The organism is Pseudoduganella aquatica (assembly GCF_020865585.1).
Classification (GTDB): Bacteria; Pseudomonadota; Gammaproteobacteria; order Burkholderiales; family Burkholderiaceae_D; genus Rugamonas; species Rugamonas aquatica_A.
The window spans coordinates 5529148-5552833 of the sequence record NZ_CP086370.1 but is presented as its reverse complement, the minus strand read 5'-3'; the positions used below and the strand labels follow the sequence as shown (position 1 = coordinate 5552833).

Annotated in this window: 20 protein-coding genes; 7 read left to right on the top strand and 13 right to left on the bottom strand. The window is 66.0% G+C overall.

Annotated features, from left to right (window positions below; translation table 11 throughout):
• Positions 1 to 123: 123 nt before the first annotated feature.
• The 4 genes from KT882_RS24780 to tal all read right to left on the bottom strand — a co-directional run bounded on the left by KT882_RS24780 (position 124) and on the right by tal (position 7076).
• Complete coding sequence (locus KT882_RS24780; RefSeq protein ID WP_228893561.1) at positions 124 to 1566, bottom strand: efflux transporter outer membrane subunit; 1443 nt, start codon at positions 1564 to 1566, stop codon at positions 124 to 126.
• Positions 1563 to 4709, bottom strand: a complete 3147-nt coding sequence (locus tag KT882_RS24775; RefSeq protein WP_228893560.1) for an efflux RND transporter permease subunit — start codon at positions 4707 to 4709, stop codon at positions 1563 to 1565. Before KT882_RS24775 ends, KT882_RS24780 begins: the two co-directional genes overlap by 4 nt.
• Before the next feature lie 12 nt (positions 4710 to 4721).
• Positions 4722 to 5987, bottom strand: coding sequence for an efflux RND transporter periplasmic adaptor subunit (locus KT882_RS24770; RefSeq protein WP_228893559.1), 1266 nt, complete (start codon positions 5985 to 5987; stop codon positions 4722 to 4724).
• 153 nt (positions 5988 to 6140) lie between these two features.
• Positions 6141 to 7076 (bottom strand): transaldolase, encoded by a 936-nt coding sequence (gene tal, locus KT882_RS24765; protein ID WP_161073626.1) that lies wholly within the window; start codon positions 7074 to 7076, stop codon positions 6141 to 6143.
• 139 nt (positions 7077 to 7215) lie between these two features.
• Here tal and KT882_RS24760 point away from each other — a divergent pair, with 139 nt between their 5' ends.
• The 3 genes from KT882_RS24760 (at position 7216) to prfH (ending at position 9976) form a co-directional block, all read left to right on the top strand.
• A complete protein-coding gene (locus tag KT882_RS24760) occupies positions 7216 to 7896 on the top strand; it encodes an Mce/MlaD family protein (RefSeq protein ID WP_228893558.1) in 681 nt (226 codons plus the stop codon).
• A 215-nt stretch (positions 7897 to 8111) separates the two neighbouring features.
• On the top strand, positions 8112 to 9347 hold the full coding sequence (locus KT882_RS24755) for an RNA ligase RtcB family protein (RefSeq protein ID WP_228893557.1): 1236 nt from the start codon (positions 8112 to 8114) through the stop codon (positions 9345 to 9347).
• A complete protein-coding gene (prfH, locus tag KT882_RS24750; RefSeq protein ID WP_161073623.1) occupies positions 9347 to 9976 on the top strand; it encodes a peptide chain release factor H in 630 nt (209 codons plus the stop codon). The genes KT882_RS24755 and prfH overlap by 1 nt, the downstream gene beginning before the upstream one ends.
• Before the next feature lie 17 nt (positions 9977 to 9993).
• Here prfH and KT882_RS24745 read toward each other — a convergent pair whose 3' ends face one another.
• Together KT882_RS24745 and zwf are read right to left on the bottom strand one after the other, a co-directional pair.
• Positions 9994 to 10848, bottom strand: coding sequence for an SIS domain-containing protein (locus tag KT882_RS24745; RefSeq protein WP_161073622.1), 855 nt, complete (start codon positions 10846 to 10848; stop codon positions 9994 to 9996).
• 4 nt (positions 10849 to 10852) lie between these two features.
• Positions 10853 to 12325, bottom strand: coding sequence for a glucose-6-phosphate dehydrogenase (zwf, locus tag KT882_RS24740; RefSeq protein ID WP_161073621.1), 1473 nt, complete (start codon positions 12323 to 12325; stop codon positions 10853 to 10855).
• Between the two features lie 336 nt (positions 12326 to 12661).
• Between zwf and KT882_RS24735 the strand changes: the two genes are divergently transcribed.
• The gene (locus KT882_RS24735; protein WP_228893556.1) at positions 12662 to 14116 is read left to right on the top strand and encodes a methyl-accepting chemotaxis protein; all 1455 of its coding nucleotides are present in this window, start codon (positions 12662 to 12664) and stop codon (positions 14114 to 14116) included.
• Positions 14117 to 14146: 30 nt separating this feature from the next.
• On the opposite strand, the gene KT882_RS24730 is transcribed toward KT882_RS24735, so the two are convergent.
• Complete coding sequence (locus KT882_RS24730) at positions 14147 to 15034, bottom strand: SMP-30/gluconolactonase/LRE family protein (RefSeq protein WP_228893555.1); 888 nt, start codon at positions 15032 to 15034, stop codon at positions 14147 to 14149.
• Between the two features lie 5 nt (positions 15035 to 15039).
• A complete protein-coding gene (pgi, locus tag KT882_RS24725) occupies positions 15040 to 16692 on the bottom strand; it encodes a glucose-6-phosphate isomerase (protein WP_228893554.1) in 1653 nt (550 codons plus the stop codon).
• Positions 16693 to 16907: 215 nt separating this feature from the next.
• Here pgi and edd point away from each other — a divergent pair, with 215 nt between their 5' ends.
• Both edd and eda read left to right on the top strand, forming a co-directional pair.
• Positions 16908 to 18824, top strand: coding sequence for a phosphogluconate dehydratase (edd, locus tag KT882_RS24720; RefSeq protein WP_228893553.1), 1917 nt, complete (start codon positions 16908 to 16910; stop codon positions 18822 to 18824).
• Between the two features lie 2 nt (positions 18825 to 18826).
• On the top strand, positions 18827 to 19444 hold the full coding sequence (gene eda, locus KT882_RS24715) for a bifunctional 4-hydroxy-2-oxoglutarate aldolase/2-dehydro-3-deoxy-phosphogluconate aldolase (protein WP_187358764.1): 618 nt from the start codon (positions 18827 to 18829) through the stop codon (positions 19442 to 19444).
• A 59-nt stretch (positions 19445 to 19503) separates the two neighbouring features.
• Here the strand turns inward: eda and KT882_RS24710 are convergent, their stop codons facing one another.
• Both KT882_RS24710 and KT882_RS24705 read right to left on the bottom strand, forming a co-directional pair.
• Positions 19504 to 19821, bottom strand: coding sequence for a hypothetical protein (locus tag KT882_RS24710; RefSeq protein WP_228893552.1), 318 nt, complete (start codon positions 19819 to 19821; stop codon positions 19504 to 19506).
• A 19-nt stretch (positions 19822 to 19840) separates the two neighbouring features.
• Entirely contained in the window at positions 19841 to 20593 is a 753-nt protein-coding gene (locus tag KT882_RS24705) for an SDR family NAD(P)-dependent oxidoreductase (protein ID WP_228893551.1), read from the bottom strand.
• Positions 20594 to 20745: 152 nt separating this feature from the next.
• Here KT882_RS24705 and KT882_RS24700 point away from each other — a divergent pair, with 152 nt between their 5' ends.
• On the top strand, positions 20746 to 21618 hold the full coding sequence (locus KT882_RS24700; protein ID WP_228893550.1) for an AraC family transcriptional regulator: 873 nt from the start codon (positions 20746 to 20748) through the stop codon (positions 21616 to 21618).
• Between the two features lie 4 nt (positions 21619 to 21622).
• Here KT882_RS24700 and KT882_RS24695 read toward each other — a convergent pair whose 3' ends face one another.
• From KT882_RS24695 to KT882_RS24685, 3 genes are read right to left on the bottom strand one after another with little or no spacing between them, the layout of a single operon-like run.
• Positions 21623 to 22585 (bottom strand): sensor domain-containing diguanylate cyclase, encoded by a 963-nt coding sequence (locus KT882_RS24695; protein WP_228893549.1) that lies wholly within the window; start codon positions 22583 to 22585, stop codon positions 21623 to 21625.
• 2 nt (positions 22586 to 22587) lie between these two features.
• A complete protein-coding gene (locus KT882_RS24690) occupies positions 22588 to 23217 on the bottom strand; it encodes a chemotaxis protein CheC (protein ID WP_161073613.1) in 630 nt (209 codons plus the stop codon).
• The gene (locus KT882_RS24685) at positions 23217 to 23585 is read right to left on the bottom strand and encodes a response regulator (RefSeq protein ID WP_161073612.1); all 369 of its coding nucleotides are present in this window, start codon (positions 23583 to 23585) and stop codon (positions 23217 to 23219) included. Before KT882_RS24685 ends, KT882_RS24690 begins: the two co-directional genes overlap by 1 nt.
• Positions 23586 to 23686 lie beyond the last annotated feature (101 nt).

The following is a 23686-nucleotide window of genomic DNA, read 5'->3' as shown; positions in this document are numbered from 1 at the left end:
AGCGGCGTGCTTGCATTGGCGGGTTACGCACTGCGTGCTAACCCGCCCTACGTTGCATACCACCGATGACTGTGGCGCCGCGTAGGGCGGGTTAGCGCAGCGTAACCCGCCGCGGAGGCGGCGCTACTTCAGCCCGCCGCCCAGCGCCCGGTACAGTTCGATGGCGCTGGTGGTGCGCAGCAAACGCGCCTGCACCAGCGACTGCTCGGCGCTGAACAGCTCGCGCTGCGCGTCCAGCACGTCCAGCGAGCTGGCCACGCCGTTGTCGAAGCGCAGCTGGAGCAGCTTGAGACGGTCCGCCTGCGCATCCTGCACGGCGCGCTGCGCTGCCACCTGGCTGCCCAGGTAGGTGCGCGCTGCCAGCGCATCGGCCACTTCGCGGAACGCGGTCTGGATGGTCTTCTCATAGTCCGCCACGGCGATGTTCTTGCGCACTTCGCTCAGGTTCAGATTGGCGCGGTTGCGGCCGGCGTCGAAGATGGGCAGCACCAGCTGCGGCACGAAGGACCAGCTGCCGGTGCCGCTGTCGAACAGTCCCGAGAAGTCCGGGCTGCTGCTGCCGATGGCCGCCGTCAGGCTGATGCGCGGGAAGAAGGCCGCGCGCGCCGCGCCGATATTGGCGTTGGCCGACTTCAGCCGCTGCTCTGCGGCGCGGATGTCCGGCCTGCGCGCCAGCAGCTCGGACGGCAAGCCTTCCGGCACCGCGCTCATGGCGTCGATGGCGGCGTCGCTGGCCATGGCGCCGCTGGCGGCCGAGGCGGGCGCCTGGCCCACCAGCAGCGTGAGCGCGTTCTCCGCCTGCGCCCGCTGGCGCGCCAGCGTGAGGGCGGCCACGCGCGCCGTTTCCATCAGCGTTTCATTCGAGCGCAGGTCCAGGCGCGAGGAGGCGCCCACTTCCAGGCGCTGCTGCGTGAGCTGGTAGGTGCGCGCGCGTGCATCGTAGGTCTGCTGCGCCAGCTTGTACTGCTCGGCATAGGCGCGTTCGGTGAAGTAGGCTTTCGCCACCTCCGCCACCACGCTGATCTGCGCCGCCTGGCGCGCTTCGTCTGTGGCCAGGTAGGCGGCCAGGGCGGCGTCGTTCAGGCTTTTCACGCGGCCGAAGAAGTCCAGCTCGAAGGACGAGATGCCCACGCCGGCGTCGAAGCGGGTGCTGGTGATGTCGGCGCCGGTGGCGGACACCGAGCGCGGCGTCTTCACGCGGCTGCCGCCCAGCGTGCCGTTCAGCATGGGCAGGCGGTCGGCCGACTGGATGTTGTAGGCCGCGCGCGCTTCCTCGATGCGCAGCGCAGCAGTGCGCAGGTCGCGGTTGTATTCCAGCGCCGAGGCGATCAGCTGCTGCAGGCGCTCGTCGCGGAAGAACTCGCGCCAGCCGGTATCGGCGGCGGGTTTGCCAGCCGTGGCGATGCTGGCGGCGCCGCCCGCAGCCGCTGGCGCCGCAGGGTAGGCCGCAGCCACCGGCGCATCGGGACGCTGGTAGGTGGGCGACAGCGAGCAGCCGGACAGCAGCAGCGCCGCAGCCGCTGCAACCGATGTCAATGCGCCAAGCTTGTAGTCAGTCTTCATCATACTTTTTTCTCCGGGAGGTCGAGTTCATGCGCGGCCAGGCGGCGCTGGCGTTCGCTTCCCTTGAATATCTTGCGCACCACGACAAAGAACACCGGCACCAGGAACACCGCCAGCACCGTGGCGGTGATCATGCCGCCCATCACGCCGGTGCCGATGGCGCGCTGGCTGGCCGAACCCGCGCCGCTCGCAACCACCAGCGGCAGCACGCCGAGGATGAAGGCCAGCGACGTCATGATGATGGGGCGGAAGCGCAGGTGCACCGCCTCCAGCGTGGCTTCGACCAGGCCTTTGCCCTGCGCCTGCAAGTCCTTGGCGAACTCGATGATCAGGATCGCGTTCTTGGCCGACAGGCCGATAATCGCGATCAGGCCCACCTTGAAGTATACGTCGTTGGGCAGGCTGCGGATGGTGGCGCCCAGCAGCGCGCCGAGCACGCCCAGCGGCACCACTAGCAGCACCGCCACCGGGATCGATTCGCTTTCATACAGCGCGGCCAGCACCAGGAAGGCGGCCAGCATGGACAGCGCGAACAGCGCCGGCGCCTGCGAGCCCGAGGTTTTTTCTTCCAGCGACTGGCCGGTCCATTCGATGCCGAAGCCTGGCGGCAGCTGCGTCGCCAGGCGTTCCAGTTCGGCCATGGCCTCGCCGGTGCTGCGGCCCGGGGCCGCGTTGCCGGTCAGCTTGATGGCGGGGTAGCCGTTGTAGCGCACCAGCTGCACCGGACCGTTGATCCACTTCGACGTGGCGAAGGACGACAGCGGCACCATGGAGCCGGACGCCGAACGCACGTTCAGGCGCAGCAGGTCTTCCGGCTGCAAGCGCTGCGGCGCGTCGGCCTGCACCACCACGCGCTGCTGGCGCCCGCTGCTGGTGAAGTCGTTCACGTAGCTCGAACCGAAAGCCACGGACAGCGCGCTGTTGATGTCGGCGAAGGCCACGCCCAGGGCGTTGGCCTTGTCGCGGTCGATGTCGACTTGCAGCTGCGGCGCGTCTTCCAGGCCTTCGGGACGCACGCCAGCCAGGATCTCGCTCTTGCCGGCCATGCCGAGCAGCTGGTTGCGCGCGGCCACCAGCGCCGCGTGGCCTTGCGAGCTGCGGTCCTGCAGGCGCGCGGTGATGCCGGTGGCGTTGCCCAGTTCGCGGATGGGCGGAGGGCTGAGCGGGAAGATGATGGCGTCCGCAATGCCGGACAGCGCGCCGAAAGCGCGGCCCGCAATCTTGTCGGCCGTGTCTTCCGGCCCGCGTTCGCTCCAGTCCTTCAGCGGCACGAACACCAGGCCGGCGTTCTGGCCGTTGCCCGAGAAGCTGAAGCCCGCCACGGCAATGGTGCGCGCCACGCCGGGCTGCTTGGCCAGGTATTCCTCCACCTTGCTCAGCACCGCTTCGGTGCGGCTCTTGGAGGCGCCGGGCGGCAGCTGCACGTTGGTGATGATGTAGCCCTGGTCTTCGTTCGGCAGGAAGGACGACGGCAGGCGCGCATACAGCCAGCCCACCACGCCGCAGATCAGCAGGAAGATGAGCATGTAGCGGCCGGTGCGGTTCAGTATCCTGGCGATCACGCCCTGGTAGCCGGTGGCGGTCTTGGCGAAGCTGCGGTTGAACCAGCCGAAGAAGCCTTTCTTCTCGTGGTGGTGGCCCGCTTCCACGGGTTTCAGGATGGTGGCGCACAGGGCCGGCGTGAGCGTCAGCGCCATCAGCGCCGAGAACACCATGGACGACACCATGGACAGCGAGAACTGGCGGTAGATCGCGCCCACGGCGCCGCCGAAGAAGGCCATGGGGATGAACACGGCGATCAGCACCAGCGTGATGCCGATAATGGCGCCGGTGATCTGCGACATGGCCTTGCGCGTTGCTTCGCGCGGCGACAGGCCTTCCTCGCTCATGATGCGTTCCACGTTTTCCACCACCACGATGGCGTCATCGACCAGGATGCCGATGGCCAGCACCATGCCGAACATGGTCAGCACGTTGATGGAGAATCCGGCCAGCTGCATCACGGCGAAGGTGCCCAGCAGGGCCACCGGCACCACGATGGTGGGGATCAGGGTGTAGCGGAAGTTCTGCAGGAACACGTACATCACGATGAACACCAGCAGCACCGCTTCCAGCAGGGTCTTGACCACTTCCTCGATGGAGATCTTGACGAACAGCGAGGTGTCGTAAGGCACGGTGTAGGTCAGGCCGGGAGGGAAGAACTTGGACAGCTCCTCCATCTTGTTGCGCACCAGCTCCGCCGTGGCCAGCGCGTTGCCGGTCAGCGACTGCTGCACGGCGATGGCGACGAAAGGCTTGCCGTTCAGGCGCGCGCTGATGTTGAAGTTGGCGCCGGCCATTTCAATCCTGGCCACGTCCGACAGGCGCACGGTGGCGCCGGTGCCGCTGGCGCGCAGCACCACCTTGCCGAATTCCTCGGGCGAGGTGAGCTGGCCTTGCACCACCACCGGCGCGGAGTAGGTCTGGAAGCGCGGCGAGGGCAGGTCGCCCAGCGTACCGGCGGTGACCTGCGCGTTCTGTGCGCGGATGGCGGTGGTGACGTCGGCCATGGTGAGTTTGTAGCCCACCAGCTTGGCCGGGTCCACCCACACGCGCATGGCGCGCTCGGTGCCGAACAACTGGGCCTGGCCCACACCCGGCAGGCGCTTGATCTCGTTGACCACGTTGCGGGCCAGGTAGTCGCCGATGGCGGCCGGGTCCATCGAGCCGTCGTTGGAGGACGCGCCCACGAACATCAGGATGTTGGAGCGCGCCTTGTTGACCTGCACGCCCTGCTGCGTCACAGCCTGCGGCAGGCGAGATTCCACGCGCTTGATGCGGTTCTGTACGTCCACGGCGGCCAGGTCGGGGTTGGTGCCGGGCAGGAAGGTCACGGTGATGGTGACCGAGCCATTGGCCTCGCTCTGCGACTCGACGTACTGCAAGCCGTCGGCGCCGTTCATTTCCTGTTCGATCACGCTGGTGACCGCGTCGTCCAGCACCTGGGCGGTGGCGCCCGGGTAGTTGGCGGTGATGACGATGGACGGCGGCGCGATGGTGGGGTACTGCGCCACCGGCAGCATAGTAATCGCCAGCGCGCCACCCAGCAGGATGAACAGGGCGATCACCCACGCGAAGACGGGGCGGTCGATGAAGAATTTTGCCATCTGAGCTCCCGGTTATTTGCTGGCCGCAGGCGCGGCAGCGGCCGGCGCCGCAGGTGCCGCAGGAGCTGCTGGAGCCGCAGGAGCTGCTGGAGCCGCAGGTGCAGCGCTAGCCGGCGCAGCGCCAGGCGTCGCTTCAACTGGTCCCTTCCACGGCGCCGGCGTCACGGTGCCGCCCGGCTTGGTCTTCTGGAAGCCTTCCACGATCACGCGCTCGCCGCCTTTCAGGCCGGAGCTGACGATCCAGCTGCCGTTCTGCGCCGCATCGGCTTTCACCGGCACGGCGGTAACCTTGTTGTCGGCGCCGACCACCATCACGGTGGCGCCTTCCGGACCGCGCACCACGGCCTGCTGCGGCACCTGCAGCGCCGCCTCGTTGACCGCCTGTTCCAGCCGCGCGCGCACGTACATGCCCGGCAGCAGGCTGCGGTTCGGATTCGGGAACTCGGCGCGCATGGATACGGAGCCAGTGGTTTCATCCACCGCCACGTCCGAGAACAGCAGCTTCCCGGATTGCGGGTAAGGCTGGCCGTCCTCGGTCACCAGCGTCACTTTGGCGGCGCCGTTGCCTGCGCCTTTCAGCTTGCCAGCCGCCAGCGCGCGCTGCAGGCGCAGCACGTCGGTCGACGACTGGGTGATGGTCACGTAAATCGGGTCCAGCGTCTGCACGGTGGCCATCGGCGTCGCTTCGCCCTGGCCCACCAGCGCGCCTTCGGTCACCAGCGCGCGGCCCACGCGGCCGGAAATGGGCGAGGTCACGGTGGCGTAGCCCAGCGTCAGGCCGGCGGTGGTGCGGGCGGCGCGGGTGGTGGCCAGGTCGGCGGCGGCCTGCTTCTGTGACGTGACCGCGTCGTCGTATTCCTGGTTGCTCACGGCCTGCGCGGCCAGCAGCGGCTTGTAGCGCTTCACTTTCAGCTCGGCCTGCGCCAGGTTGGCCTCGGCCTTGGCCACGGCCGCTTGCGCGCTGTCGTAGGAGGCCTGGAACTGGGCCGGGTCGATGCGGAACAGGATCTCGCCCGCCTTCACGTCGGTGCCTTCCTTGTACACCCGCTGCAGCACGATGCCCGGTGTGCGCGCACGCACCTGCGCCACGCGCGATGCTTCCAGGCGGCCTGGCAGTTCGGTGGAGAGGGTGACGGTGGCCGGAGCGACGGTGTAGACGGCGACCTGCGGTGGCGGCGGTGCACCGCCCGCCTTGTCATCTTTCTTGCCGCAGGCAGCAAGCATGGAGAGGGTGATGATGGCGGCGGCGACGGGAGTGCAGCGAGGGACTGATCTCATAGATGTCTCTTGAGTTGTGTGTTGAGGTATGCAGATGTGCGGGACATTGTATAACACTGACAAATGTAACGTTTTGTACAGATTCCGCACCCCAAACGTAAAAAAAGCCAGGCGCACATCGGTGGGCCTGGCCTGTTCCGCGCTGCGGGAAGATCAGCGCATGCCGGAGATGATTTGCTTCAGTTTGCCCGAGTCGGCGCAGAAGGCGCGGATGCCTTCGGCCAGTTTTTCGGTCGCCATCGCGTCTTCGTTCATCATGAAGCGGAAGGTTTTTTCATCGACCGCAATCTTGCCGATGGTGGCGTTGGCGCTGTCGGCCGCGCTCAGCTTGCGCTCGACCGGGGTGTTGGCGTCGGCCAGCGCTTGCAGCAGGTCCGGGCTGATGGTGAGCAGGTCGCAGCCGGCCAGTTCCAGGATCTGGCCGGTGTTGCGGAAGCTCGCGCCCATCACTTCGGTCTTGTAGCCGAACTTGCGGTAGTAGTTGTAGATGCGTTTGACCGACTGCACGCCCGGATCTTCCGCGCCCACGTAGTCGATGCCGGTGCTTTTCTTGTACCAGTCGTAGATGCGGCCGACGAAAGGCGAAATCAGCTGGGCGCCCGCTTCGGCGCAGGCGATGGCCTGGCTCAGCGAGAACAGCAGCGTCATATTGCAGCGGATGCCTTCTTTTTCCAGGATCTCGGCGGCGCGGATGCCTTCCCAGGTGGAGGCGATCTTGATCAGCACGCGCTCGCGCGGAATGCCGGCTTTTTCGTACAGCGCGATCAGCTCGCGGCCCTTGGCCACGTTGCCGGCGGTGTCGAAGGACAGCTTGGCGTCGATCTCGGTGGAGACGCGGCCCGGAATGATCTTCAGGATCTCCGTGCCGAAGGCGATCAGCAGGTGGTCGATGATGTCGCCGGTGGACGCGTCCGGATTGTCGCGCACCGCTTTTTGCAGCAGCGGCTTGTACTCGTCCTTCTGCACGGCCTTCAGGATCAGCGAAGGGTTGGTGGTGGCGTCGCGCGGGGTGTAGGCCTTGATCGACTGGAAATCGCCGGTGTCGGCAACAACGGTGGTGTATTGCTTGAGCTGTTCGAGTTGGTTCATGGTTGCGCGCAGGGCTGCTATTGAGGTTATGGACTGGGTGTCATATTGTACACAATCCACGGCGCACGTTTGTGCCCCGTCAAGGCAGGCTGGCCGGCGGGGGCCAAAATGGAAGGATCTATCGGACAGGAGCGCAAAAATGAATGCCTCGCCGCTTGACATGGGTTCCGCCGCTGACGAACATGGGCATGAGGTCCGTATCGTCAGGCTGGAGGTCAACATGGACAATGTCCTTACTTCGCTGGGTTCGCTGCAGCGCTCAGTCGATGCGATGCGCAGTGAATTCACACACGCGCTGAATGCCCAGCGGGTCTGTTTTGACCAGGCTTTGAGCGAGCAGCGCGAGTACATCAAGCAGGCCTTACGGGAGCAGCGTGATGAATTCCGTCAAGAATTACGCCTTCAGCGTGAGGAGTTCAAGCAGGAGTTACGGCTGACGCGCGACGAGTTCAGCCAGGCGCTGGCAGGGCTGCGCACCGAGTTCAGCCAGGCGCTTGAGGTCCAGCGTACCGAGTTCAGCCAGGCTCTTGGGAGCCAGCGTACCGAGTTCAGCCACGCACTGGGAGGACTGCGTACCGATTTCAGCCAGGCGCTGGAGGGCCAGCGTACCGATTTCAGCCAAACTATGGGAGGACTGCGTACCGAGTTCAGTCAGGCGCTGCGGGATCAGCGTACTGATTTGCAAGGTGCGATCAGCAAGCAGACCGAGCGGATCGACGCCCTGATCTATGAAATGGCCCGCGAGCGGCGCTGGATCATTGCCTACATCATGGCCAACAGCGGCTTGCTGCTGGGCGTGCTGTTGCGCAACCACTTCTAGCATCTTCCGGGAGCTGGAAATACCGCTTGCCAAACCGTGGCTGTTTCGATAATGTAGACATCCCTTTAACCAGAGCCACAGACGAAAGGAGTTAATCATGATTGCATCACAAGAGAAGACCACTTCGATGGGCCTGGATACCCGCGTGCGCAAGCCAGTCAGCTAAGCGCTACCGGCAGTGCCCATTTCCAAAGGACTACACATGGAAATCAAGAATGGGCAAATTCATTCGCAATGTGTCCGACCGCGCATCTGTCGTGGCGTCGGACGACCTGTGGCTGGAAGGTGCTGCGCTGCAGCAGCTCCAGACCACGTCCCTGCTGGCCGGCATGCGCCGGGTGGTGGGATTACCTGATCTGCATCCCGCCCGGGGCTATCCGGTCGGCGCTTCCTTCTTTTCTGTCGGACGCTTTTATCCCGCGCTGTGCGGCGGCGATATCGGCTGCGGCGTCAGCTTGTGGCAAACCGGACTGCTCGCGGGCAAAGTAAAGCTCGACAAGCTCGACAAGCAGATCGGCAACCTCGATGTTCCTCCGGACGAGGCCGAACTGTCGCGCCTGGCGGAATTGCAGCGCGCGCTGGACCAAGGAGGGGATGGCGGCGGAGCCCATGCAGACGGTCTTGAGGGCGCGCTCGCCTCGCTGGAGCGCGAACTGGCGGCGGCGGGCCTGGACGCGGGCAGCATGCATGCGCTGGGCACCATCGGGCTGGGCAACCACTTTGTGGAGCTGCAATCGGTGTCCGCCGTCTTGCAGCCGGAGCTGTTTGACGGCGCCGGGCTGCAGGCAAAACGCTTGCAGCTGATGGTGCACAGCGGCTCGCGCGGGCTGGGCCAGATCGTGCTGCGCCGTCACGTGGACCTGCACGGCCACGCCGGCCTCGAAGACGGCACCCCGGCGGCGCGGGATTACCTGCGGCAGCACGATGCCGCGCTGTCCTATGCGCACTTGAACCGGCGCCTGATCGCCCTGCGCATGCTGCTGCGCCTGCGCAGCGAAGGCGCCATGGTGCTGGATGTGGACCACAATCTGGTGACGCCCGCCGTCATCGATGGCGAGGCGGGCTGGCTGCACCGCAAGGGCGCCAATCCGTCCGACCGGGGCATGGTGATGCTGCCCGGCTCGCGCGGCGATTACAGCTATCTGCTGCAGCCGCTGCCAGCACAGGACAGCGTCAGCCTGCAATCGCTGGCTCACGGCGCCGGCCGCAAATGGATACGCGGCGACTGCAAGGAGCGCCTGCAGCGCAAGGCGACTCCCGCGCAGCTGGCGCGCACAACGTTTGGCGGCCGCGTGATCTGCGAGGACAAGGCGCTGATTTACGAGGAAGCGCCGCAAGCCTACAAGGACGTCGGCAGTGTGCTCGACAGCATGCAGGGCGCAGGCCTGGTGGAAGCGGTGGCGCGCTTCCAGCCGCTGCTGACCTACAAAACACGCGGGGAGTGCTGCTGATGATATTGCTCCAACTAACAGCCAACACGGGACCTGCGGAGTGCTGCCTGGCGGTGCGGCATGCGCTGGCGGCGCTGATGCGCGAAGGTGCGAAGGCGGGCGTCAAGGTCGAAGTGCTGGAAGAGGAACCGGGCGCTGTGCCCGGGACCTACAGCTCGCTGCTGCTTGGCCTGGCCAGCAAGGAGGAGAACAGGATGGCGCTTGGACTGGCGCAGAACTGGTGCGGCACGCTGGTGTGGATTTGCGACAGCCCTTACCGGCCGGGGCACAAGCGCAAGAACTGGTTCATCGGCGGCGCTTTGCACGAGGCGCCGGAACCGTTGCCGGACAGCGAAATCCGCTTTGAAGCGATGCGCGCGTCCGGCCCCGGCGGCCAGCATGTGAACAAGACCAGCAGCGCGGTCAGGGCGACGCACATCGCCAGCGGCCTGTCGGTAAAAGTGCAGGCGCAGCGCAGCCAGCTGGCCAACAAGCGGCTGGCGGCCGTGCTCCTGGCGGGCAAGCTGGCGGAGGCGCAAGCTGGACGGAGCAAGGCGGCGCAAGCCGCGCTGCGCGCGCAGCACAGCCAGGTTGAGCGGGGCAGCGCGCGCCGTACTTTTGTCGGCAAGAGCTTTATCGAGGCGGGGTAGTGCCGGCGCGCGGAGTGCTAGCCGATGAAGGAGTCGAACTGCAGGTCGAATTCCTGCAGCGCTTTCTGCGCGTTCTGCATCTTCTTGCGGAATTCCGGGCCGCGCTGCAGGGCCAGGCCCACGGCCAGCACGTCGATCACCACCAGGTAGGCCAGGCGCGCCGAGATCGGCGTGTAGGGGTCGATGTTGAAGATCAGGTCGATCGGGATCAGCACCGTGGCCAGTTCGGCCAGTGGCGTGCCGGACGGGGCCAGCACGATCACGTCCGCGCCGCCGCGCCGGGCCAGCTTCACCGAGCGCACCAGCGCCGGGCTGTTGCCGCGCTGAGAAATGGCCACCAGCGCGTCGCCGGTGCGCAGCAGGGCGGCGGCGATGCTGTGGATGGACGGGTCGGCGTAGGCCACGGTGGGCACGCCGGAGCGGAAGAACTTGTGCTGCGCGTCCGCCGCCACGATGCCGGAAGTGCCCTGGCCGTAGAACTCGATCTTGTTGGCGCGCTTGAGGATGTCGAGCGCCTGCTGGATCGCTTCCGGCTTGAGGTTGTTGCGCAGGTCGAGCAGGGTGTTGATGGAGCGGCTGCAGATCTTGTTGACCAGGTCCGCCGCCAGGTCGTCCTGCGCCGGCTGCTCGTTCAGGCCGGGCAGGGCCAGGGCCAGGCCCTGCGCCAGCTTCAGCTTGAATTCGTGCCAGCCGTCGTAGCCCAGGGTGCGGCAAAAGCGCACCACGGTGGGCTCGGACACCTGCGCGGCGCGCGCCAGCGCAGTGATGTTCTGGTCGACGATCAGGTTGGGATGGTCCAGCACCGCCAGCGCGACTTTGCGCTCGGACTTCGAGAGCGAATCGAGCTGGGTGCGGATGGAGTCGAGCAGCACTTGCTCAGTCCTCGGGCAATGCTTCTTCGCGCCACTGCAGGCCGTCGCGGCCTATCAGGGCGCTGGCGGCGGCGGGGCCCCAGGTGCCGGAGGCGTACGGCGTCGGCGCCGACTCGTCCTGCTCCCAGTGGTTCAGGATGGGCTCCACCCATTCCCACGCCGCTTCCAGTTCGTCGCCGCGCATGAACAGGGTCAGCTGGCCGCGCAGCACGTCGAGCAGCAGGCGCTCGTAGGCGTCCATGCGCGGCGATTTGAAGGTTTCGCGGAAGTCCAGTTCCAGCTCGGCCGGCTTGAGGCGCATGCCTTCGCCCGGCGTTTTCGCCATCAGGTTCATGCGCAGGCCTTCGTCCGGCTGCAGGCGGATCACCAGGCAGTTCGGCTGGAAGCTGTTGGTCGGCTGGTTGAAGATGGAATGCGGAATCTGCTTGAAGCGCACCACGATCTCGGCCAGCGAGTCGGCCATGCGCTTGCCGGTGCGCAGGTAGAACGGCACGCCGGCCCAGCGCCAGGTGTCGATTTCCGCCTTCATGGCGACGAAGGTCTCGGTGCGCGATTTCTGCGGCGCGTCCGGCTCGTCTCGGTAGCCCGGCACAGCCTGGCCGTCCACGTGGCCGGCGCGGTACTGGCCGCGCACGATGTTCTGCGCCAGCGTGGCGGGAGTGAATTTTTTCAGCGAGCGCAGTACCTGCAGCTTCTCGTCGCGCACGGCGTCCGGCGCGATGGAGGTTGGCGGCTCCATGGCCACGATGCACAGCAGCTGCAGCAGGTGGTTTTGCAGCATGTCGCGCAGCGCGCCCGAGGTGTCGTAGTAGCCGATGCGGTTGCCCACGCCCAGCTTCTCGGCGATGGTGATCTGCACGTCCGAAATCCATTCGCGGCGCCACAGCGGCTCGAACAGGATGTTGCCGAAGCGCAGGGCCAGCAGATTCTGCACGGTCTCCTTGCCCAGGTAGTGGTCGATGCGGTAGATCTGCGATTCCTCGAACACCTGGCCCACTTCGGCGTTGATCTGCTTGGCCGAGGCCAGGTCGCGGCCCAGCGGTTTTTCCAGCACCACGCGCGAATTCTTGGTGGCCAGGCCGTTCTCTTTCAGGTTGTCGCAAATTTTCGCGAACAGGTGCGGCGGCGTGGCCAGGTAGTAGACGCGGGTCAAGGCAGGATCGACGCGCAGCGCCTCGACCAGCGCGCCGTAGGTGGACGAGTCGGTGGCGTTCAGCGACACATACACGATGCGGGCGGTGAAGCGCGCCCAGGCTTCGGGCGTGACGGCCGGCGACTTGATCAGCGGCTTGGACGTGGTGTTGACCACGTTGATAAACTCCTCCTGAGTGGACTCCTGGCGTCCGACGCAGATGATGCGCGCGGTGGGCGGCAGGTCGCCGCAAACGTCGCGCGAGTACATCGCGGGCAGGAGTTTACGCATCGACAGGTCGCCGCTGCCGCCAAACAGAACCAGATCAAAATCGGTAAGAGCCATAATCGTATTGTCGCAGGTGGTGTGGGGGACTATAGTATCAGCAGCCCGGCCGCGCTCGCGCGGGGTGGCCGCTTATCAGTGGTGTTGCAAATGTAAATTTACTACCCATTTGTGGCGATTGCAAGAAATTTTACTACATTTGCGCCATTTCAGCGCTGCAGGGCGTGCTTTGCGCTGCATTTGTTTCTGTAAAGTATTTTAATTTCGGTGTATCCTTTAGGCTTAGGCCGGTCCCCATCTCCGACCGGCATCCGGCGCGCCCGCGCCGCCGCCTTCCGTGCCCGTCCCCCGCACAGTTTCTTCCCTCATTTCCCGCACTCGCGCGGAGGAACTGACATGACTTCAAAAAACACGCTGCACGCGATCGCCGTCCAGGCCGACCGCTTCATTCTTGCCCTGCTGTGGATGCTGGTGCTGTTCTCCGCCGCGCTGGCCAACTGGCACGGCACCTGGGCGCTGGTGGGCCTGGTGGCGCTGCCCGCCGCGCTGCTGCCGACGCTGCTGCATCTGCGCGCGCCCGGTTCGCTGGCGGCGCGCTGCGCCAATGCGATGGCGGTAATGGTGCTCGCCGCGCTGCACATCCACCAGGGCGCCGGACTGACCGAACTGCACTTCGGCATATTCGTGTACCTGGCGCTGCTGGTGGTGTACCGCGACTGGCGCCCCATCGTGGTGGCGGCGGCCACCATCGCCGTGCACCATCTGAGTTTCCATTATCTGCAGGAGGCGCAATACGGCGTGATGTGCTTCACCACGCCCGGCTTCCTGATCGTACTGGTGCACGCGGTGTTCGTGGTGGTGGAGTCGGCCGCGCTGATCTATGTGGCGGCCATGCTGCGGCGCGCGGCGCTGCAGGCGCAGGAGCTGGAGCGCCTGGTGACGGCGCTGGACGGCGGCGGCCAGCAGATCGACCTGAGTCCGGCGCAAGGCGGCGCGGCGCGCAGCACGCTGGGCAAGTCCCTGCAAAGCATGATTGCCACCTTGCGCAACACGGTGGGCAGCGTGCGCAGCGGCACGGACACCATCGCCCACGCCACGCGCGAGATCGCCGAGGGCAATGCCGCATTGTCGCGCCGCACCGAGCGCCAGGCCAACGGCGTGGAGCAGACCGCGCGCGCCATGGGCGCGCTGACCGCCGCCGTCAAGGCCAGCGCGGAGCACGTGCACACGGCCAATGCGCTGGCGCTGCAGATGTCCGGCATGGCAACGCAGGGCGGGGAGGCTGTGCGCGCGGTGGTGGACACCATGGGCGAGATCAATGCCTCGGCGCGCCAGATTGTGGAGATTATTTCCGTCATCGACGGGATCGCCTTCCAGACCAATATCCTTGCCCTGAATGCGGCGGTGGAAGCCGCGCGCGCGGGCGAGCAGGGACGCGGCTTCGCGGTGGTGGCGTCCGAAGTGCGCAACCTGGCCCAGCGCAGCGCCAGCGCGGCCAAGGAGATCAAGGATTTGATCGGCAATACCGTGCAGACGGTGCAGCGCGGCGACACGCTGGTGGAGCGTGCCGGCGAAACCATTATGCAGGTGGTGGGCAGCGTGCAGAACGTGACCGACATCATGGCGCGCATGCGCGAGGCCAGCGCAGAGCAAAGCCGCGACCTGGAGGAGATCAACCAGGCCATCGCCGCGTTCGATGAAACCACGCAGGAGAATGCGCAGCTGGTGCAGGAAGACGCCGCCGCCTCGGAGGCATTGCGCTTGCAGGCGGAGCAGCTCGCCGAGCTGGTCTCCGCCTTCCGCCTGGACGCTGCGCCCGCACCGCGCGGAGCGCGTCTCGCCAGCGTGTAAGCCCGGCGTGCGCCCGGGGCCTTTGCGGGCTTAGGGCTGGTAGGCGGGAGCGGGCAGTCCGGGCACGGCGACGCGCACCTGCAGTACGCGGCCGCTGAGCGGCATGGCGGCCAGTTCTTCCGCAGGGCGCTTGCTGGCGGTAGTGATGTAGAGCGTTTTCAGGTCCGCGCCGCCAAAGGCAACCATGGTAGGGCAGCGCACCGGCAGCACGATTTCGTCGAGCTGCTCGCCCGAGGGCGACAGCTTGGCGATGCGGCCGCCTTCAAACATCGCCACCCAGTAGTTGCCTTCGCTGTCCACGGCCGCGCCGTCCGGACGGCCGCCGTAGTTGTTGGCCTTGTCGGCCGAGAACTGGTGCAGCACCTGCGGATTGGACTGCGTGCCGCTGGCCAGGTCGAAATCGTAGCGCGTGACGCGGTGGGCGGCGGTGTCGGCGTGGTACATGGCGCTGCCGTCGGGGCTGAAACCGAGGCCGTTGGAGTTGGTCATGCCGCCGGACCAGGCCAGGCGTACCTGGCCGCGCTCCAGCACATACATCTCGGCGGCCTGCTTGTCGCGCGGCTCGTAGATGGTGCCTACCCAGAAGCGGCCCGCGGCGTCCACCTTGCCGTCGTTGAAACGGGTAGTGGTGGTGTCGTAGGGCGCGGGCGCGATGGCGTGCAGCGTGCCGTCTTCCGGATTGAATTGCATAAAGCCGGCGCGGGTGGCGACGGCCAGGCCGCCGCCGGCGCTCATGGCCAGCGCGGACGGCTCGCTCGCCATGGGCCACTTGCGGTGCTCGCCGGTGGAGGGCTTCAGGCTGTGAATGGCGAAGCCTTCGATGTCCACCCAGTACAGGGTCTGCTCGCCGTGGTGCCACAGCGGGCTTTCGCCCACCAGCATGGTTTCGGCGCTGAATGCTTCCACGTAGTAGCTCATCCGGCTCACCGCAGGTTCTGCGCGGCTTTCGCCAGCGCGATCAGGCCGTTGGTGGAGCTGTCGTGGCGCGCGGGCTGCGCTTCGCCGGTCAGCTCGGACTGGATGTTCTTGGCCAGCACCTTGCCCAGCTCCACGCCCCACTGGTCGAAACTGTTCACGTCCCACAGCACGCCCTGCACAAAGGTCTTGTGCTCGTACAGCGCGATCAGCGCGCCCAGCGCGGCGGGGCTCAGCACGTCCACCAGGATGGTGTTGGACGGACGGTTGCCGGGGAAGGTCTTGTGCGGCGCCAGCTCGTCGATCTGCGCGGCGGGCAGGCCTTGGGCCTTCAGTTCGGCGCGCACTTCGTCCTCGGTCTTGCCGGTCATGAAGGCTTCCGACTGGGCGAAGCAGTTGGCCAGCAGCGCGTCGTGATGGCCGGGATGGTCGTGCGTGGGGCGCAGCGCGGCGATGAAGTCCATCGGCACGATGTCGCTGCCCTGGTGCAGCAGCTGGAAGTAGGCGTGCTGCGCGTTGGTGCCGCATTCGCCCCAGACCACCGGGCAGGTCGGTGTATCGACCGGCGCGCCGTTGCGCGTGACGCGCTTGCCGTTGCTCTCCATGTCGAGCTGCTGCAGGTAGGCCGGGAAGCGGTTCAGGTCCTGGTGGTAGGGCGCGATGGACAGCGAGGCGCAGCCCAGGAACTGGCGGTTCCAGAAGCCGATCAGGGCCAGCAGCACCGGCAGGTTCTGCTCCAGTGGCGCGATGCGGAAGTGCTCGTCCAGCTCGTGCGCGCCGGCCAGGAAGTCGCTGAAGTAGCCGAAGCCGACCGCCAGCGCGACCGGCAGGCCGATGGCCGACCAGACGGAGTAGCGGCCGCCGACCCAGTCCCAGAAGGGGAACATATTGTCGGCGTCGATGCCGAAGGCAGTGACGGCCTGTGTGTTGGTGGACACGGCCACGAAGTGCTTGGCCAGCGCCGCTTCCGTGCCGTGCTGCAGGAACCAGCTGCGCGCGGTCTGCGCGTTGAGCATGGTCTCGGCGGTGGTGAAGGTCTTGGAGGCGATGATGAACAGCGTGCTGTCCGGATTGACCTGGGCCAGCACGGCGTCCAGGTCGTGGCCGTCCACGTTCGACACGAAGTGCATCTTCAGGCGCGGATGGGCATAGGAGCGCAGCGCCAGGCAGGCCATTTTCGGGCCCAGGTCCGAGCCGCCGATGCCGATATTGACGATGTCGGTGATGGCTTTGCCGTTGTGGCCCAGCCAGGAACCGTTGCGCACCTTGTCGGTGAACACGCGGACGCGGTCCAGTACCGCATGCACGTCGGCCGCCACGTCCTGGCCGGCCACCTTCAGCTCCTTGCCGCGCGGCATACGCAGCGCCGTATGCAGCACGGCGCGGCCTTCGGTAGTATTGATTTTTTCGCCGGCGAACATGGCGTCGCGGCGCTGCACCAGGCCGCGCGTGCGGGCCAGGTTGGCCAGCAGGGCGATGGTGTCGGCTGTCAGGCGGTTTTTCGAATAGTCGAGATACAGGCCGGCGGCGTCCAGCGACATGTCGGCAAAGCGCCGCGGTTCGGCGGCGAACAGCTGGCGCAGGGTCTTGTCCTGGATGTCGATATGGTGGGCGGCGAGGGCTTGGTAGGCGGCGGTCGTGGTGAGGGCGGGCTGGCGCATAATGGTTGGCTCGGGGTCGGCACTGGGTTGCTGGGATATTGTTCATAATACAGTAAAAAGAGGTAAATTCACTACAAAATGTCTAGCGAACCGCCTCGGCGCTGGTGCTGCGGGCTGATGCCGGGGCTGGTTTTCGTACCGTTTTGCTAAATCAGACGGTGCATTCCACTATTTTTGTAGTAAAATTTCACGCAATTACTTCATAAGGAACGATCATGGCGGTGCATCCTGTACTTGAAACCGTAACGGCGCGGATAATCCAGCGCTCCCGGCCATCGCGCGGCGCCTACCTGGCGCACCTGGAGGCGGCCCGCGTCAAGGGGCCGCAGCGCGGCGTGCTGGCCTGTACCAACCTGGCGCACGGATTCGCCGCCTTCCCGGCCAACGACAAGCTGGCGCTGAAAGAGCTGAAGAAGCCCAGCGTGGCGATTGTGTCGGCCTACAACGACATGCTGTCGGCGCACCAGCCCTTCGAGGGCTTCCCGGCCATCATCAAGGACGCGGTGCGCAAGGTTGGCGCGGTGGCGCAGTTCGCCGGCGGCGTGCCCGCCATGTGCGACGGCGTGACCCAGGGCCAGCCGGGCATGGAGCTGTCGCTGTTCTCGCGCGACGCCATCGCCATGTCGGCCGGCATTGCGCTGTCCCATAATATGTTCGACTCGGCGGTCTACCTGGGCGTGTGCGACAAGATCGTGCCGGGCCTGCTGATCGGCGCGCTGCACTTCGGCCATCTGCCCGCCGTGTTCGTGCCGGCCGGCCCGATGACCACCGGCCTGTCGAACAAGGAAAAAGCCGCCATCCGCCAGCGCTACGCGCAAGGCAAGGCCACCCGCGACGAGCTGCTGGAAGGCGAATCGCAGTCCTACCACGGCGCAGGCACTTGCACCTTCTACGGCACCGCCAACAGCAACCAGATGCTGATGGAAGTGATGGGCCTGCACCTGCCGGGCGCCGCCTTCATCACCCCCGGCACGCCGCTGCGCGACGCGCTCACCGCCGCCGCAGCCCAGCGCGCGGCGCAGATCACCGAGCAGGGCGAGTACCTGCCGGTGGGCCGCATCGTCGATGAGAAATGCATCGTCAACGCCGTGGTGGGCCTGCTGGCCACCGGCGGTTCCACCAACCACACGCTGCACCTGGTGGCCATCGCCAAGGCGGCCGGCATCGTGATCGACTGGAACGACTTCGACGAGCTGTCCAATGTGGTGCCGCTGCTGACCCGCATCTACCCGAACGGCGACGCCGACGTGAACCACTTCCACGCCGCCGGCGGCACCGGCTTCGTGATCCGCGAACTGCTGGACGCCGGCCTGCTGCACGACGACGTGACCACCATCCTGGGCAAAGGCCTGCGCGCGCACTGCACCGAGCCTTTCCTGAACGAGACCAACGACGGCGTGGTGTGGAAAGACGCCTTGGCCGAATCGGGCGACGAGAAAGTGCTGCGCAAGCACACCAATCCGTTCTCGCCGGACGGCGGCATGGTGCTGGTGCAGGGCAACCTGGGCCGCGCCGTGATGAAGGTGTCGGCAGTGAAGGAAGAGCACCGCACGGTGGAAGCGCCGGCGCTGGTGTTCAACTCGCAGGAAGATTTCATGGCCGCCTACAAGGCCGGCAAGCTGGACCGCGACTTCGTGGCCGTGCTGCGTTTCCAGGGTCCGCGCGCCAACGGCATGCCGGAACTGCACGCGCTGACTCCGGCGCTGGCCAATCTGCAGGACGCCGGGCGCAAGGTGGCGCTGGTGACGGATGGCCGCATGTCCGGCGCTTCCGGCAAGGTGCCGGCGGCCATCCACGTGTCGCCCGAGATCCTGGCGGGCGGTCCGCTCGGCCTGGTGCGCGACGGCGACATCATCCGCGTGGACGCCTTCACCGGAACGCTGGAGGCGCTGGTGCCGACTGACGTGTGGCATGCGCGCTCGCTGGCCACGGCCGACCTGTCGCCGAACGGCGTGGGCATGGGCCGCGAGCTGTTCGCCATGTTCCGCAACAGCGTGTGCGAAGCGGAGAAGGGCGCCACCACGTTCTCGCTGCCGTCGCCGATCCCCACTACTGTGGGCCTGCATGAAGCCGACCCGGTGGGCAACACCGTGCCCGGTTCCGATGAAGACTATTCGATGAAGAAGGACTGACCATGACCCTGCTGGACATTATGCGCACCTCCGCCGTGATCCCCGTGATCGCGATCGACGATCCTGACCACGCCGTGCCATTGGCCAAGGCCCTGGTCGCGGGCGGCATCCGCGTGCTGGAAGTGACTTTGCGCACCAAGCACGGCCTGGGCGCGATCAAGGCCATGTCGGCGGTGGAAGGCGCCATCGTCGGCGTCGGCACCCTGACGCAGCCGGAAGAATTCGCCGCCGCGCGCGACGCGGGCGCCGTGTTCGGCGTGTCGCCTGGCCTGACCCCGGCGCTGATCGCCGCCGCCAAGAGCAGCGGCCTGCCGCTGCTGCCTGGCGTGATGACCCCATCCGAAGTGATGGCCGCGCGCGAGCAGGGCTTCCAGCAGCTGAAGCTGTTCCCGGCAGTGCCGGCGGGCGGCGTGGGCATGCTGAACGCGCTGGCCGGTCCGCTGGGCGACATCACCTTCTGCCCGACCGGCGGCATCTCGATCGAGACCGCGCCGCAGTTCCTGAAACTGAAGAACGTGGCCTGCGTGGGCGGCTCCTGGCTGACCCCGAAAGACCTGATGCAAGCCGGCGACTGGGACGGCATCACCGCCCTGGCCAAAGCCGCCAGCGCGCTGCGGTAAGCTCTGGACTGCGCAGTGGTCGGCTTCTTCGGCTGGTCTGCGCGGCCCTGATGCGGGTTTCACTTCACCCGGTGCAGGCACCGGGTGACCGACCAGTCTACCGTTGACTGGTCAATGGCGGCATGCACCGGCGAGCCGGCCAGTTCTGTGACGATGCCATGCACGGCGCGTTCGGCGTGCATGACGGATGTCCACAGCAGCATGTCGGTAACGATGCCGTTCGCGTTTTGACTGACGCGGCGGAGGATAAAGCCGGGCTGCTGTTCCAGCCAAGCATCCACGTCCTTGTTGGCGGCGATGAAGTCTTTCATCGACACGCCGGCGGCCAGGCGGAAGTTGGTGATCTCGAGCGCCTGTGCTATTGGAGACTTCGGCATGGTGATGCTCCTTTTCAAGTCAGATGATGTAGCCGCCAGCAACTTCGATGTTTTGTGCATTGATCCAGGCCCCGTCGTCGGTAAGCAGCATGCCGATTACGCGTGCCACGTCCTCCGGCTCGCCGACGCGGCCAAGGGCGGTTTGCGACGCCAGCAGCGCTTCAAAATCCTTGTTCAGGCCGCCCCCCAGCTCGGTTCGGATGGCGCCCGGCGCGACCGAGTTGACGCGGATGCGGCGCTCGCCGAACTCCTTGGCCATGTAGCGCGTCAAGACCTCCAGTCCCCCCTTGAAAGCCGCATAGGGGGCCACGCCGGGCGTGGCCACGCGGGTGGTGGCGCTGCTGAGGTTGACGATGGCGGCGCCTTGTCTCATCAATGGTTGCAGGGCCTGGGTCAAGAAGAACGGGCCTTTGAGGTGGACGCTCATCAGGCTGTCGAATTGCGCCTCGCTCACGGTCGCAATGGGATTGAAGAGCCCATGGCCGGCGTTGTTTACCAGTCCTGCCAGCTCGGTCATGCCCCACACATCGGCCAGGAGGCCTTCCACCGCGCTGCGAAAGCCGGTGAAGCTGGCGGCATCGCTGATATCCAGCTGCAGGGCTGCCGCCTTGCCACCCTCTTGTGTGATCCGCCGCACCACCTGGTCGGCCCGCTGCGCCTGGCTGTGATAGGTGAGGATGACGTCCAAGCCGCGGCGCGCACATTCCAGTGCGGTGGCGGCGCCGATACCGCGGCTGCCGCCGGTGATGACAACAATGTTCGCTTGATTCACTTGATGCTCCGATGAGTTGTGGTCGAGAGCCGCAACGATAAAGAATCCGGCGAAGGCCGGCTTGCCGGTTTATGCCTGAAACCTGTCCATTCCTGCTTTTTTGATTGCGGTTCGGGGCCTGGCTGGGGTTTAATCCGGAAATGGAAAATCAATTGAACGAACTGCGTGCGCTCGCCGCCGGGGCCGAGAATCGCCGGACTGAAACCGGCATTCCGCGAGTTGCCATGGTGCAGGGCGCAATTCCGCAGCACCAGCTGTCCGCAGTCTACGACCCCATGATCAACCTAATTCTCAGGGGTGGGAAGTGCATGGTGGTCGGTGGACGCAGCCTGCACTACGACCCGGCGACTTACTTTGTCATGTCGGTGGGGCTGCCCGCCGCGGGCACTGTGCATCCGGCTAACAATGGAGAGCCCTACCTGGCGGTGAGTTTGACGCTGGATGCCGGCTTGATAGCCAACCTGCTGGGCGACCTGCCTGAAACTGCCTGGAAGCTGGGTGGCAGGTCCGCGTTCTCCGTAGCGCCGGTGACGCCGGAACTGCTCGATGCGTGGGTGAGGATGCTGCGGCTGATGCGCTATCCCACCGACATTCCTGCGCTGGCGCCGGTGTATGAGCGGGAGATTCTCTACCGCGTATTGCAGGGGCCGATGGGCTGGATGCTCCGCGACATTGCGGTACCCGACAGTGCACTGGCTCGCGTCAACCTCGCCATTCAGCAGATCCGCCGTGGCTATGCTGCGCCGTTGCGGGTAGAGGACCTGGCCCGCAGCGCCGCGATGAGCGTGTCAGCCTTTCATCGCCACTTCAAGGCGGTCACGGCGTTGAGCCCTGTGCAATATCAGAAGCAGATCCGCTTGTTGCAAGCCCGTACCCTTCTGGTGGCCGCAGGCTACAGCGTTACCGCTGCGGCGCATGACGTGGGCTATCAGAGCTCGACGCAGTTCAGTCGGGAGTACGCTCGCGAGTTCGGCCTGCCGCCGGGCCGGGACGCGGCGAGGATTACGCGCGACATGAGATCGTGAAGCGCTAGTGCGCGGAGACGCAGTTGCGGCCGGCGCGTTTGGCTGCGTAGAGGGCGCGGTCGGCGGCGCCGATCAGGGCGGGGACGTCGAATGGCTGCTCGGGGCTGTGCGTGGCCACGCCCACGCTGACCGTCACTAGCCGCTTGCCTTCGGCCGCGTAGCGGTGCTCAAGATCCAGCGCCAGCACCCGCTGGCGCAAGCTCTCCGCCATCTTCAGGGCCTGCTCGGCGTCCGTGTCCGGCAGGATGATGGCGAATTCCTCGCCGCCGTAGCGCGCCAGCAGGTCGGTGGAGCGGTGCAGCATGGCCGTCAGCGCGGCCGATACCTGGATCAGGCACTGGTCGCCATGCTGGTGGCCGTAGTGGTCGTTGTAGGCCTTGAAGAAGTCGATGTCTATCATCAGCAGCGACAGCTTGCCGCCGTTGCGCTTGGCGCGGCGCTGCTCCTTGTCGATGGCGACATCGAAATGGCGTCGGTTGGCCACGCCGGTCAGGCCGTCCGAGAAGGTCTGCGAGCGCAGCACCATGGCCTGCTCGCGCAGCACCTTCTCGCGGTTGGCGGCGATGCTCACGTCGGTGATCTGTATCAGGCAGTGGCGCTCCCCGGCGCCGGCCGCCATCGTCACCGGCGTGACGGCGATGGCTTGCTGCAGGCGTTCGCCGCGCGCCGCCGCAGAGCGGTTGGCGTGCAGCGGGAAGGGCGACTTGTTCAGCGTCTGCGACAGCAGCGAGGGGAAGTTGCTCACCAGCGCCTGCTGGATGGCCATGCCGATGCGCTGGCTGCGCATCTCCGGGAACAGCGTGTAGAAGTCGCGGCACAGCACATCGCTGGCCGGCATGGCGGAGTACTGCTCCATCCAGCGGTTCCACAAGACGATGCGGCCCTGCGAGTCCAGCACGATGGCGCCGAGGTGGACCGCGCCCAGCACACTCTCGAGCAGGCCGAGACGGTTTGCTTCCAGTTCCATGGTCAATTGCTGCCCATCACGCGGCGCAGATAGAGATTGATCTGCTCCTTCAGGTCGCGCAGCGCCGACACGTCCAGGATGAAGGCCACGTAGCCGTGGATCTGGTGCATCTCGAGGATGAAGTCGATGTGCAGCATCATCACCACCGAGTCGGCGGCGCTGCCGGAGGCGCTCAGGATGTCCTCGCTGGTGCCCACGTGGTACACCGGCAGCGAGCCTTGCAGCTCCTGCTCGAAGATGTTGGCCAGCGTGCCGACGCAGGAATTCAGGATGATGTTGCCGATCTCGCTCATGGCCTCCTGTTCCATCTCGGTCAGCTCGGACAGCGGCACCAGCTCGCCCACCATCAGGCGCACGATCTCCAGGCTTTTATCCTCGGGGAACATGAGGATGGCTTCGGTCTCGAACGCGCCGGCATAGTGCTGGCTCACGCCGCAGATGCGCTGCGCCTGTTCGCCGCGGTGGCCCAGCAGGGCGGCGGCATCGGCGCGGTTCAGGAAGCTGATCGAGGGCACCGACATGGTCACCGCCTCGTTGACGATGCCGCTCATGGCGGCGGCGGCCTGGCCCACGCCGATGTTGAAAATTTCGACCAGCGCGTCGTGTTCCAGTTCGGACAGGGTGAAGGACATTAGGCCTCCAGCGGCGCGATCAGCTGGGCCACGCGCGCCTCGGTGATGGGTTTTTCCATGAAGGCCACGCCGATTTCGGCGGCCCGGTTGCGGGTGGCGGTCTGCACGTTGGCTGTCAGCAGCGAGATGTGGGTGTGCGGCAGGCGCGCGCGCAATTGCTCGGCGGCGGCCAGGCCGCCCATGCCGGGCATGTTCACGTCGATCAGGATCAGGTCGGGCGTGTAGCCCTCGATTTTTTGCAGCGCTTCTTCGCCGGAGGCGGCTTCTTCCACGATCCAGCCGGCATGCATGCTGAGGATGTATTGGCGCGCCATCAGGCGCGAGACGCGGCTGTCGTCGACGACCAGTATCTGTTTGACGGACTCCATGCGCTTTCCTGGCGGGCTATGTCTGGGAGCTTATTCTCGCATAAACACGCGGGGGCGCGGTGGCGATCCGCTAAAATAGCGGCAATTCGATTTCCCGCATT